This window comes from Mesoaciditoga sp., from assembly GCF_054006115.1.
Genome location: NZ_JBPNHS010000025.1, coordinates 56,335 through 69,653 on the forward strand (window position 1 = coordinate 56,335; position 13,319 = coordinate 69,653).

8 protein-coding genes are annotated in these 13,319 nt (G+C 38.8%); all 8 read right to left on the reverse strand.

Features of this window, described 5'->3' with window-relative positions; all coding sequences use genetic code 11:
* Positions 1-41: 41 nt before the first annotated feature.
* Positions 42-1,403, reverse strand: coding sequence for a sigma-54-dependent transcriptional regulator (locus ACXJIN_RS05260; RefSeq protein ID WP_456400090.1), 1,362 nt, complete (start codon positions 1,401-1,403; stop codon positions 42-44).
* Positions 1,400-3,358, reverse strand: coding sequence for a two-component system sensor histidine kinase NtrB (locus ACXJIN_RS05265; RefSeq protein ID WP_456400092.1), 1,959 nt, complete (start codon positions 3,356-3,358; stop codon positions 1,400-1,402). Before ACXJIN_RS05265 ends, ACXJIN_RS05260 begins: the two co-directional genes overlap by 4 nt.
* A gap of 183 nt (positions 3,359-3,541) precedes the next feature.
* Positions 3,542-4,972 (reverse strand): pyruvate kinase, encoded by a 1,431-nt coding sequence (gene pyk, locus ACXJIN_RS05270; protein ID WP_456400094.1) that lies wholly within the window; start codon positions 4,970-4,972, stop codon positions 3,542-3,544.
* A gap of 17 nt (positions 4,973-4,989) precedes the next feature.
* Entirely contained in the window at positions 4,990-5,949 is a 960-nt protein-coding gene (gene pfkA, locus ACXJIN_RS05275; protein ID WP_456400096.1) for a 6-phosphofructokinase, read from the reverse strand.
* A 78-nt stretch (positions 5,950-6,027) separates the two neighbouring features.
* Positions 6,028-8,442, reverse strand: coding sequence for a DNA mismatch repair protein MutS (gene mutS / locus ACXJIN_RS05280; RefSeq protein ID WP_456400098.1), 2,415 nt, complete (start codon positions 8,440-8,442; stop codon positions 6,028-6,030).
* On the reverse strand, positions 8,432-9,718 hold the full coding sequence (gene miaB / locus ACXJIN_RS05285; RefSeq protein WP_456400100.1) for a tRNA (N6-isopentenyl adenosine(37)-C2)-methylthiotransferase MiaB: 1,287 nt from the start codon (positions 9,716-9,718) through the stop codon (positions 8,432-8,434). Before miaB ends, mutS begins: the two co-directional genes overlap by 11 nt.
* Before the next feature lie 56 nt (positions 9,719-9,774).
* Complete coding sequence (polA, locus tag ACXJIN_RS05290) at positions 9,775-12,423, reverse strand: DNA polymerase I (RefSeq protein WP_456400240.1); 2,649 nt, start codon at positions 12,421-12,423, stop codon at positions 9,775-9,777.
* A complete protein-coding gene (gene lgt / locus ACXJIN_RS05295; protein WP_456400102.1) occupies positions 12,417-13,313 on the reverse strand; it encodes a prolipoprotein diacylglyceryl transferase in 897 nt (298 codons plus the stop codon). Before lgt ends, polA begins: the two co-directional genes overlap by 7 nt.
* Positions 13,314-13,319: the final 6 nt, after the last annotated feature.

A 13,319-nucleotide genomic window follows, 5' to 3' on the forward strand; every position in this document is an offset into this window, starting at 1 on the left:
ATATAAATATTTTCTTATAATTATTGTTAAGCAATCTACATTTAAGATTGCCAATTTTTGGTTTCTTTTATCATATTTTGAAGGAGTCTTCTATCCATATTTGCCAACTCTGCCGCTCTACTCACATTTCCTTTACTTCTTCTGAGTAACTGTTTTACGAATTTTCTCTGGAGTTCTCTGTATAACTTTTCTTTTTCGACCTTCTTTTTTACGAGGAATGTCTGGTAATCCATATATTCCTGTTCTCCAATAACTTCGTCGGGTAAATCACGCACCTTTATCTCATCTTCTGAAGAATTTATCATTGCCCTTAATATAACGTTTTCCAATTCCCTTACATTTCCAGGCCAGCTATAACTTTTCAAAACGTTCAACGCTTTTGAAGATAAAACTTTTTCCCTCTCAGAAAATTTTTCAGAATACATCTTCAAATAATACTTGGCTATAGCTTCCACATCTTCGGGACGTTCTCTAAGAGGTGGAATCTCAATTCTTATTACGTTTATTCTGTAATATAGGTCCTGTCGGAAAGTTCCATCTTTGATCATCTCGCTTAGAGGTTTATTTGTAGCACATATGAGCCTGAAATCCAAAGGAATTTCTTTTACACTACCCAACCTTGTTATTTTGGAGTCTTGAAGCACTCTTAAAAGTTTTGCCTGATGATCGAGCCTCATATCTCCTATCTCATCTAAGAAAAGTGTTCCATGGTTAGCCGCTTCGAATTTTCCAATTTTTTGTCCGTTTGCGCCTGTAAAAGCTCCTTTTTCGTATCCAAAGAACTCACTTTCGAAAAGATCTTCCGGTATTGCTGAAACGTTGACGGCGATGAATGGTTCAAGGTACCTATGACTTTGCGCATGTATTTCTTTTGCGATCAGCTCCTTTCCGGTACCACTTTCACCAAGAATAAGGACAGGCAAATCTTTTTGCGCGTATTCCGGTATTTTATTCAGTATTTTCATCATCTTTTCATTTGCAGTGACTATGCCTGCTGTTGAAAAGCTCTTAATACGCGTCTTAAGTTCAAGATTTTCTCGCTTTATGCTGAAGTACTCCAAAGCCCTTTCGATCTTTACTTCCAGGTCTTTCAAATTCACCGGCTTTGATATGTAGTCGTAGGCTCCCATTTTTATCGCGTCAACGGCATTTTCTATGCTACCAAATGCGGTTACCAAAATAACCGGCACATCAAATCTTTCCTTCACTTTTTTTAGAAGTGTCATGCCGTCCATCCTTGGCATTTTTACATCTGTGATGATCAAATCAACTTCGCCATGTTCCATTTGTGCCAGAGCGTCTATCCCATTCTTTGCAATCAGTACGTTGTACTTTTTTGAAAAGTGCATTTTCATAAGATCCAATATGTGTTCTTCATCGTCCACAAATAAGATCGTGTTCAATTTTTCACCTCCAGTGGAAGATGCACCGTAAAAGTCGTTTTTGATGCATCACTTTCAACGTAAACTGTGCCTCCCATATTTTGAATGTAGTTGTAAACTATTGAAAGTCCCAGGCCGCTTCCGTGGGCTTTTGTTGTGTAAAATGGCTCGAAGATCTTTTCCCTATCCTCTTCTGGAATCGGCTTTCCGTTGTTTGATACGTGAACGTAGAAAGAATCTCCATTTCTTTTCAACTCAAACCATATTTTTCCACCTTCACCAACGGCATCCAAAGCATTTGTACCCAAGTTTAACAGCACTTCCATCATCATGTTTTTGTCTATTTTGGCGTAAATAGGTTGTTGAGGTACGCTTTCAATAACTTCCACATCTTTTTTTAAGGCGCTTTCCTTTAAAAGTAGAACCGTTTTTTGGACTATTTCATTTATGTTAACCATTTCAACGCTTTTTGGCTTTTGTCTGGCAAAATCAAGAAAATTTTCCAGCAAGCCGTTTATCCTTTCAATTTCTTCCTGAATGTATTTTCTCAGTTTTTTGCTCTGTTGAGGTTCTTCGTCTATTATCTGCAAAGAAGTGGAGATTACGTTCAAAGGATTTCTTATTTCGTGGGCCACTCCAAAGGCCAAACGTCCTAACGACGCCATTTTTTCCTGCAAGAAAAGGTTTCTTTCCGCTTTTCTCACTCTTTCTATACTTCTGTAACGCGAGAAGAAGAGAGCTATCTGGTTTGAAATTATGTCCACGACTTCCAAATCGGATGGAGTGTATCTTCCAAACCTTTTGCATCCAAGAATCATGCATCCTTCTATTTTATCCACACTCTTTATCCACACTAAGAATTCTTTTCCTTTCAGGAATTTTGGTTTTTTTGATATGGCGTAAAGATCCACTACTTTTGTGAATTTGGGTATAGAGTTAAAGTAACTTCCATCGATTTTTCTTTTGGCAGAGATAAAAGTTCCATCATCCTCTTTAAAGAAAATTTCCACAGTTGATGAATTCAGGACTTTTAGCATGTAATTTGATACCAAAACTGATAATTCTTCGAGATTATCAATACTCAATACCTTCCTCATGAAATTCATCATACTTTCCCTGTAATAGTAAGTGCCTGTTTTCGTGAATTTCTCTAAGACAATATCGATTTTCTTGAAAAAACCGTTGAAAGCGAGAAAAAGAAAAAACACCAATACAAAGTTTATGAAAAAAGATTGAACCGTTCCTACCTTTCCCGCAAAGTAAGAGTCTACGTAATACCCAATCGTGAAGAAAACCGATATTATGAAAGCAACTAACCCGCCGTAAAGGGCGTTTTTGAAAAAATTGGCGGAAAAGCTCACGTTATTTCCGTACATGGAGCTCATAAGCATGTACAAATACACGGAAAGTATCAACGAGTTTGTAAGTATGAGATAAGAAGGCGAAAACGGCCCAAAGTAGTACGACCATACGACAATAGCCTCAAAAGAGAAAAAACCAAGATAGTAAAGCGCGTTGAGAATTATTTTATTTCTTACGCTAAAGGATCTGACTTGAAAATATTTCCACACAAGGCAAAAAAGCATAACCGATGAGTTCAAAGTGAAAAAAACTGTGGAAAATTCTGACAGGTTTTTGGACGTGAAAGCGTAGAAAAAGAAGGCGACGCTTCCTACAATTAGGAAAAAGAATTCCAACCAGTACATTTTTTTGATATCTAAAAATGAGCTTAACATGAGCGCTATGGCGATCGATATCAAAAAAGAAAAAAGTGAGAATGACAGGAGTTGAAATTGAACCTTGCCAAAAATCCTGAAAAATTCCGAGGCGTTCCATATTAAAAACACCGTGGTCATGAATATGGAATAAAAGTTTTTAGGGCTTTTTTTCGAATAAATATGATACCTCACAGAATAAAGCAGCATCAAGCCATTTGCTATACTCGAAGCGAGGTTGACGTAAAATGAGAAAAGCATTTTTGTTCCTCTTTTCGTTTCTTTTCACAAATATTCATCGTTCAATTATATACTTCATGGTGTACTAGAACATTTTTTGAAACGATTTGTAGCATCGACGCACATGATGAGTACTCAATGCATGAGCTTAAAATTGCTTTTTTAACTCCCTGAAAAGACATGAATTGGAAAAACTCCGTCGTTTTATTCGACGGAGTTACCCACTTCTTGAATTTTTATCATATTGGTCGTTCCAGAAACACCCCATGGTATGCCAGCTGTAAGAACGACTTTATCGCCAGGCTTGGCGAGTCCCATTGCAACTAATTTTTGAGTTGAACGTGCCAACATTTCATCGGTGGAATCTACTTTGTCTATGACAACTGGAAGAACTCCCCATATGAGTGCGAGTCTATGATAAACTTGCACGTTTGGAGTGGGTGAAAGAATTATGGAAGATGGTCTAAATCTTGAAACGTGTCTGGCGGTCAAGCCAGAACTGGTAGAAGCGACTATAGCTTTGGCTTTTAGTTCAACGTTCAATTGCCAAGCAGATAAGGAGATAGCGTCACTCACGCTTTCACATTTAAATGGACTTAAAAGTCTATTGCGCTCTGAGGTGTTGAAGAACTCTTCCGCTTTTCGTGTAATTCTGTCCATGAATTCGACGGCTTCTAAAGGATATTTACCCATAGCGGTCTCTTCCGACAACATTACCGCATCTGTCCCATCTAAAACCGCATTTGCAACGTCTGTTACTTCAGCCCTTGTAGGTCTAGGATTGTTGACCATAGATTCGAGCATTTGTGTTGCCGTTATAACAGGAATAGCGCGTTTATTGCACTCTCTGATTATCCGTTTTTGGGCAACTGGTAAATCCTCAGGATTTATCTCCACACCGAGATCTCCACGCGCAACCATTGCACCATCTGAAACATCAAGAATTTCTTCTAAATTTTCAAGAGCTTGTTTTGTCTCTATCTTTGAAATTATTTTTATGTCTTTCATGCCGTTTTCTTTTAAGATTTTCTTTGCTTTTAGCACGTCTTCAGCTTTTCTAACAAAAGATTGTGCCACGTATTCAGGCTTCATTTGAGCCGCAAAATTCAAATCTTTCATGTCCTTTTCGGTAAAAGGTGGGATTTTTAAATCCACACCCGGAACGTTTATTCCACGATGGTGAGTGATCTCTCCAGAGTTCAATATCAGAGTTTTTATCTCTTTTTCATTTGTTGAAAGTACTTCAAGGGCTATTAAACCATCGTTCATTAAAATCTTATCTCCTTTTTTTACATCCAAAGGGAGGCCTCTGTAATCAACGGAAATTTTTCTTTCATCTCCAACAATTTCGTCCGTTGTAAGTGTAAGTTCTTTTCCTTTTTCTAACAAAATCTTGTCTTTTTTCAACCTTCCGGTTCTTATTTTTGGACCTTCAACGTCTATCATTATTGCAAGAGGAACACCCATGGTTTTTCTCACATCTCTTAGGATCTCTATGAGTTTCTTCTTCTCTTCATGAGTTCCATGAGACATGTTCAAACGGGCAACATTCATGCCTTTTCTTACAAGGTTTTCAAGCATCTCTCTTTTTTCAGTTGAAGGACCTATAGTGCAAACTATCTTGGTTTTTCTCATGCCTTCACCTCCCCACTCTACGAAAGTGTGTTTGCCAATTCGTAAAGGCTTAAGTCAAGCTCTTTTTTATTTTCCAACACTTCGCTCAATTTCATTGAGGCGATGCCATTCGATTCAAGACCAACCATGATATCGTTTTCTCCATCCAAAAGTTTTTGAACGGCTGTGGCTCCCAATCTTGACGCGAGCAGCCTGTCAAATACCGTCGGGGATCCACCGCGTTGAATATGACCAAGAATGGTTACCCTAGTTTCGTAGCCGGTTTTGTTTTCCAAATGCCTTGCGACAGTGTAAGCGCTCGCAGCACCTTCCGCTACGACAACGATGCTGTTTACTTTACCACGCTTCCTTCCGGACAGCAATTTGTCCGCCAATGCCTGATAGTCTATTTTTACCTCCGGAATTACAATCGCTTCAGAACCGGTGGTAAGTCCGGCTACCAAAGCTATGTATCCACAATTTCTTCCCATGGTTTCAACTATGAAAGCCCTTTCATGAGAAGAGGCTGTGTCTTTCAATTTCTGAATGTTTTCCACAACCGTGTTCAAGCACGTATCAACTCCTATACACATGTCCGTGCCATGAATATCGTTGTCTATGCTGGCTGGAATTCCAACAACTTTAACATCGCTTTCATTTGCTATGAGAGTTGCTCCGTTGAGACTACCATCACCACCTATAACGATCAGACCTTCTATTTCATGCTTTTTTAATATTTCGTAAGCTTCTTTTCTTATCTTATCAACCTTGAATTCTTCACATCTTGCGGTTCTAAGTATTGTCCCGCCTTTTTCCATTATTCCCCCAACATCGGAAAATGTGAGAGGTTTCACATCATCTTCAAGGAGACCAGCGTATCCACGCATTATTCCAAAAACTTCCAATCCTTTTGAAACACCGTACCTTACTACAGAACGTATCGCGGCGTTCATTCCTGGGGAATCTCCTCCACTCGTCATAACGGCTATTTTCTTCATTTTTAGATCCCTCCTTTTCAGTTAACGTGCCCATTTCAATTTTTAGCTACGAGCCAACTCGTCTATTTTTCGTTTATTTTATTCTTTCAACGTCTCTTCAAAAAACGTTAGTTGATTTTTTCCTCCCTTTTTCAACTTTTGTTTTATCTTTTCCACTTCTGCGTTGGTGAGAAAACGAACGCTTTTCTTTATCTGGCTGGTAGAGGCTAAGGCATTTGCAACCTGATAAGCTCGTTTTATAACTTCTTCCGGAATTCCGGCTATCCTTGCAACTTCTATTCCATAACTTTTATCCGCGCTTCCATTTATAACTTTATGAAGAAATACCACTTTGTTATCGCTTTCTATCACTTTTATCGTTAGATTGAAAACGCCATTGTACATCTTTTCAAGCTCGGAAAGTTCATTGTAATGGGTCGCAAAAATGGTAAAAGCTTTCAGTTTTTGTGATAAAAATTCTGAAACGGCCCATGCTATGCTTAGACCATCAAAGGTGCTTGTGCCACGTCCAACTTCGTCGAGAATTATAAGTGAATCTTTTGTTGCAAAATGTAAAATGGTGGCGACTTCCGACATTTCAACCAAAAAAGTGCTTCTGTTTGAGGCTATATCATCTCTGGCGCCTATTCTTGTGAAGATGCGATCGAAAACCTTTAAAACGGCTTTTTTTGCCGGAACGAAGGAGCCAACTTGAGCCATGATGGAAATAAGCGCTATCTGTCTTATAAAAGTCGATTTTCCAGACATGTTAGGCCCGGTTAAAATCACGAATCTACGCTTATCGTTCATCCTCAAATCGTTTGGAACGAACTCCGTAACACGCTTTTCAACTGTTGGATGCCTACTTTCAACAAGGTCAACATGATCGGAAAACAGGGGCCTTGTGTAAAGGTCATCCAGAGCCATTTTTGCGAAAGAGCCAATCATATCTATAAATGCTACCCTTTGTGAATTAGAAAATATCTCTTTTTTCTTTTTAAGGATTTCATTACAAACTTGCTCAAAAAGCTCTTTTTCAAGTTTTTTGACTAGTTCGCTTGCGTGAATCATTTTCTTTTCCAATTCCAACAGTTCCGGTGTTATGTACCTTTCGGAATTGACTAACGTTTGTTTTCTTTTGTATTCAGGAGGTATTTTTCCTTTGTAAGATTTGGATATTTCCACGTAATAACCGAAGACACTGCTGTATCCAACTTTTGCCTTTGTTTGCAATTTTCGTCTAACACTTTCTTGATACCTTTGAAGGTATTCATCAACATCGTTCATCAAAGAACGGGCTTCATCCAATTCGATCGAAAACCCTTCGGCTATTACGCCTCCTTTACCCACTTCGCCTGTTGGATTTTCTTTCACCGCGTCTTCTAAAAACTCTCTCAGCTCTTTTAAATCTTCAAGGACGAAATCACTGAAAATTTTGTTTGATTCAACCCATAAGTTCAACTTTTCGAATCCCACTAAACTTTCTCTTAAAGCTGCGATATCCGAAGGAGTTGCGGCAGGATACGCTATGCGAGCCATTATTCTTTCAACGTCATGAATGACGGCAAGAATTTGCCTGAGCGATGAGAGTGAGTTTTCGTTTTTTACAAGTGCTTCAACCAGTGATTGTCGGCTTTCTATCTCTTTTTGATTTCTCAAAGGGGTTATCAGCTCCCTTTTTAACAATCTTTGTCCCAAGCTCGTAACGCATCTATTCATATGGTGGTAAAGCGAGCCTGGACCTTTGGTTAATATATCTAAATTTGAAAGTGTGTCTGAATCAAGAAACATGCGTGTGTTTTCTCTGAATTTAATGGGAGTTTTTATGTTTGAAAGCGCCCTTTTTTGAGTGTTTTTCAAATATTTCAAAACTGCAGCACAGGCAATAAGCTCTTCCTTTGACAATTCAAGGAAGGATATGTCATCCACTTTGAATTGTTCTTTGAGCACACTTTCAGAATTATGGCGATCGAAGTACCAATCCTCCACTCTTTCTTTAAAAATACCGTCAAAATTCGAAGCGGGATCTTTACCGGTGTAAATGATGTGCTTTGGCGCGTATCTTTCAATTGCATCGAGAGAAGACTCGACTACAAAATCACCAGTTGAGATATCAACTAGTGCAACGCTTTTTTCGTAAATTGCTGCGAGATAATTGTTTTCCTCACTTAAAGCCTCATCATCTATTAAAGTGCCTGGAGTTACCACCCTTGTGACGTCTCTTTTTACAAGACCTTTTGCCAATTTCGGATCTTCGAGTTGATCGCATATTGCCACTTTGTTTCCCTGTTCAACGAGTTTTTTCAAGTAAACGTTCAAAGCGTGGTGAGGAATTCCCGCCATTGGTTGATCCCCTCTATGCGTCAAAACCAAACTGAGTGCTTTTGAAATGTACTTCGCATCTTCTCCGAAGGCTTCGTAAAAGTCTCCAACCCTAAAAAGTAGCACGCTATCTGGATATTTGGCTTTTAAATCCGCGTACTGTTTCATCATGGGTGTTAGTTCATTTCGCAATTCTTACCACCCTCTTTGAAAGTTCACCGTACAATGGTCCGGCCGTTGCACGCACGATTTTTACTCTCACTTTTTCACCGTCTTCTATTTTTCCTTCAAAGAAAACCATTCTGTTATCTATTGTTCTTCCATAAGATTGCCCCTTGCTTCTTCCTTCGACTATTATTTCAACCTCTCTTCCAACCAATTTTTCGTTCAATTCGAACATTATCTCATGTTGAAGTGCGGAAAGTTTTGCCATTCTTTTCTTTTTCACGTTGATTGGAACATCGTCTTTGTACAGCTTTGAAGCAACCGTTCCAGGGCGTGGTGAATAAGGAGCCAAGTTCAGCCTGATAAATCGAACTTCTTTTACAAGTGAAAGAGTTTCTTCAAAATCTTCATCCGTTTCGGTTGGAAAACCTATTATCACGTCTCCGCCTATCGTAGCCTCAGGTATGGCTTTCTTTATCCTGTTTATGAGTTCTAAATATTCGGCTCTCGTGTACCTTCTGTTCATAAGTTTCAAGATTCTATCGCTCCCTGACTGAGGAGGAAGGTGAAAATTCCTTGATATGCGCTCATGAGAGGCTACAACTTCTATAAGTTCGTCGGTCAAATCTGAAGGGTAAGAAGTTAAAAACCAGAACCTCTCAACTTCTTTTATTTTTTGTACTTCTTCAAGAAGTTTGGCAAGTGAAGTCCCATCTTTTAAATCCTTTCCATAAGAATCCACATTCTGACCGAGAAATGTTATTTGATTGTGTCCCGCTTTTGCAAGAGCTTCCACTTCTTTCACAATTTCGTTTATAGGTCTTGAAATTTCCCTTCCCCTCGTGTACGGAACTATACAATAAGTGCAAAATTTATCGCAGCCAGAAATGATATTGACCCACGCGTGACGAGCTTTATTCCTTCCTTTTAACATCGATTGATCTATTTCAAAGATGTGATCTGAAATGTCGATCTCTTTTTTACCTTTGACAGCGTCAACAATGGAATTTAGTGCCCTTGTTCCCAGGACGAATTCGGCTCCACGCGCTTTGAATTCTTTGGCGTTTATTTGGGCCACACAACCCGTAACGCCAACTTTTATTCCACGTTTTTTCAACCTTCCTATTAAACTGTACGCTTTATTCGCCGATTTTTCCCTTACAGCGCATGTGTTTAATACCACGATATCGGCATCTTTCATGTTGTTAATCACTTCAATTCCAGCGCTTGAAAGGTATCCCTTCATTATTTCCGTGTCCCGCACGTTCATTTGACAACCGTAAGTTTTAAAAAAAACCTTCACTATTTTCCCACCTTTTGAAAACGTTTTAAGACGTGATTTTTGCGAATTTACAGCAACTACCATGTTTCTCCAAATTCTATATCAACGGTTAGTGGAACTTTCAACTTCACAACGTTTTCCATCTCTTCTTTTACGATACTTCGAACGCTTTCCAATTCTTTTTGTGGTAGTTCAAAAACAAGCTCATCGTGAACTTGAAGTATCATCATGGCTTGAAATTCCTTGAGTTTTTCGTGAATGTTTATCATGGCAATTTTTATGATATCTGCCGCACTTCCCTGAATGGGAGCGTTTATTGCCATTCTTTTTCCTTCCTCAGCGATATTGTGATTTTTGCTTCTTACAGATGGAATATCCCTTCTTCTTCCGAAGATCGTTTTAACGTAACCATTTTCTTTGGCAAAATTCATAGTTTTATCTAAATATTCTTTTACCTTCGAATAATTCTTAAAATAATTCTCTATCAACATTTGAGCGTCTGTGTTACTCATTCCAATTCTTTTTGCCAAACCATACGGGCTAACTCCGTATGTGACGGCAAAATTCACCATCTTTCCAACTTGTCGCATTTCCTTAGTCACTTCTTCTTCCTTCACGCCAAATACCTTAGCCGCGGTGGCGGTGTGAATATCGATTCCGTTTTTAAAGGCTTCAATAAGCGCCGGATCTTCGCTTACGTGTGCAAGCACCCTTAGCTCTATTTGGGAATAATCAGCGCTCAATATAATCCAACCAGGTTTTTGAGCCTTTATGGCTTTTCTTATTTCGCGCCCTTCCTCGTTGCGAGCAGGAATGTTTTGAAGATTTGGTTCGCTACTTGATAGTCTGCCTGTTGAAGTGCCCGTTTGGTTGAAAGAAGTGTGCACACGCGAAGTTCTGGGATTTACCATTTTTGGCAAGGCGTCCAGATAAGTTGATTTTAGCTTGAAGTACTTTCTATACTCTAAAAGTAGAGGAATGATCGGGTGATCGTTTATCATGTCTTCGAGTACTTTGGCATTAGTTGAAAAAGCGTGCGATTTTGTTCTCTTTCTTGGCCTTAAGCCAAGCCTTTGGAAAAGAATTTCAGAAACCTGTTTTGGAGAATTTATGTTGAACGGCATTCCACCGGCTAAAGCGTAAATCTTTTCTTCCAGATTGAAGAGCTTTTGGGAATATCTATCAGAAATTTCTTTCAAAGAAGGCGTGTCCACGTAAACTCCGTTTAATTCCATTGTGGAAAGCACTTCAACAAGTGGCATTTCTATTTTTTTGAATACTTCAAAGAGATCGTAATCGTACAGACCTTTACTTAAGATTTTATACAACCTGTAAGTTACGTCTGAATCTTCTGCTGAATATTTTCCCGCTTTTTCAACGTTTACCCTTGAGAAGTCTCCATTTTTTCCAGCAATATCCTCGTAAGTTATGGTTTTGTAATTAAGGTACTTCATAGCGAGAGAATCCAGCGAAAATTTCCTTTCGTTTGGATTTAGCAAATAAGCGGCTATCATCGTGTCAAAATACGGTTTGAATTCCACGTTGTACTTTTTTAGCACACTCAGATCGTATTTCAAATTTTGGCCTATAACTTTTGCATCTGTTGTCGAAAAAAATATTTTGATTTTTTCGATAACACCCTCAATCGGTAAATTCTTTCCCCTCTCATGGCCCACAGGAGTATAATAACTTTCGTTTCCCCATGAAATGGATATTCCAACAAGTTTGGCATCTATTGCACTCAAAGATGTGGTTTCGGTGTCAAAAGCCACTTTTCCAACCTCTGCCGCTTTTTTCAAAACTTTTTCAAGCTCTTCTAAAGAAGAAATTATTTTGTAAGTGTTTTGCCTTGCTTCAACATCTTCGTACAATCCAAATTCTTTCTTCAAAGAAGAAAATTCAAGTTCGTCAAAAAGGGCAATGAGTTCTTTCTTATTTGGCTTTGTGTAACTTCTTAAATTGAATTCCAAAGGAACATTGTAAGATAATTCGACAAGCTTTTTTGACAAAAGGGCGTTCTCTCTTCCGTTTTTTAAAAGATTTGAATACCTTTTTTGAATTTCATCCAAATGGGAATATATTTCACTCAAACTTCCATATGTTTTTAGAAGCTTAACGGCTCCTTTGTCTCCTATTCCTCTAACTCCCGGAATATTATCCGCTTTATCACCTACCAAGGCTAGATAGTCTCCAATCTGCGATGGGGTTAAACCGTATTTTTCGACAACTGCACGTTCGTCATACTCTTTTAAGTCTGTCACACCAGTAGATGTGAAACGAAGCACCCTCGTTTTTTCTTCTACCAACTGGAGGAGATCTTTGTCTCCTGTTACCACGTAAATACGATCGAATTTTTGGGAAAGCCTCTTAACAAGGGTTGCTATAACATCGTCCGCCTCGTAACCCGTTCCTTTTAAAAGTGGTATGTTAAGTGCTTTTATGAATTTTTCCACGTAAGGGATCTGTTTTACCATTTCATCAGGCGTTGGTTTTCTATTCGCTTTATAATCATCAAAGAGAGAGTGCCTGAAAGTTTTTTCTTTCGAATCGAGAACGAAAATAACAGAATCCCCCTTGTTTACATGCTCACGAAGAAATTTAGACAACATCTTTGCCACTCCGAAGACGGCGTTGGTGGGAATCCCTTTTGAGTTGCTCATTTCTGGTAAAGCGTAAAATGCTCTGTAAATCAAGGCGGTTCCATCAAATATGAAAAGGTTCACGATTTTATCACTTCTTCCACTTTTTTTCCGTTCTTTGAGGTGTAAGAAAAAAGAATGGCACCAATTACTATGAGAATGACGGAAACGACTTGTGCGATTCTCAAATTGTAAAACCATAGACTATCAAGTCTAAAAGATTCGTTGAAGAATCTGAAAACGGAGTAAAGTATCAGATACAGCGCAAAAGTTTGCCCGAATCTCGTTCTTCTCTTTTGAGTAAAAGTGTAAACTATGTAAAAAACCAACAAATCCGCCACGGTCTCATACAAAAACGTCGGCGTGAAGAATTTGTAATTCACGTATTGAGGCATTCTGTACTGGAGGGGTACAAACATCTTCCATGGTAAATTGGTTGGTGCCCCGTAAGCTTCATAATTGAAAAAATTGCCCCATCTCCCCATCGCTTGTGCAAAAGGCACTACCATCGCAAAAGCATCCATAGCTTGAAGGTATGTAAAGGAACATCGACCTTTTATCTTCTTTCTGAGAAGAATAAAAACAGCTGTCATCAAAAAGGTTGCGAATAAAGCACCATGGATGGCCATTCCGCCAGTCCTTGTGTCCAGGATCAGATTCAAGTGCTTTGAAAAGTAATCCCATGTAAAAGCCACGTAATAAAGCCTTCCTCCAAGTACCGAAAATGGAATTACAAAAACCATGCCCAGCAGAAATTCGTCTTCTTTGACACCTTCCTTTAAAAGCTGATGGCGTGCCAGAAGATACGCCACTATAACCGACGAGCCTATTATTGTCCCATACCACTTGATCCTTAATGCTCCAATGCTTACAAGATATGGGTTGAGTATTAAACTTCCGCTGAAAACGGCTTTCATGAAGAAGAACATTCCAACAATTGCAGCCGTTAATATTGACCAGAACAATATCCTTTTCATATCATC

What these genes read in the sequence shown, in the direction of transcription:
- pyk (WP_456400094.1), bottom strand. Translation starts at nt 4,972, where the DNA reads ATGAGAAAAACCAAGATAGTTTGCACTATAGGTCCTTCAACTGAAAAA.
- lgt (WP_456400102.1), bottom strand. Translation starts at nt 13,313, where the DNA reads ATGAAAAGGATATTGTTCTGGTCAATATTAACGGCTGCAATTGTTGGA.
- ACXJIN_RS05265 (WP_456400092.1), bottom strand. Translation starts at nt 3,358, where the DNA reads ATGCTTTTCTCATTTTACGTCAACCTCGCTTCGAGTATAGCAAATGGC.
- pfkA (WP_456400096.1), bottom strand. Translation starts at nt 5,949, where the DNA reads ATGAAGAAAATAGCCGTTATGACGAGTGGAGGAGATTCCCCAGGAATG.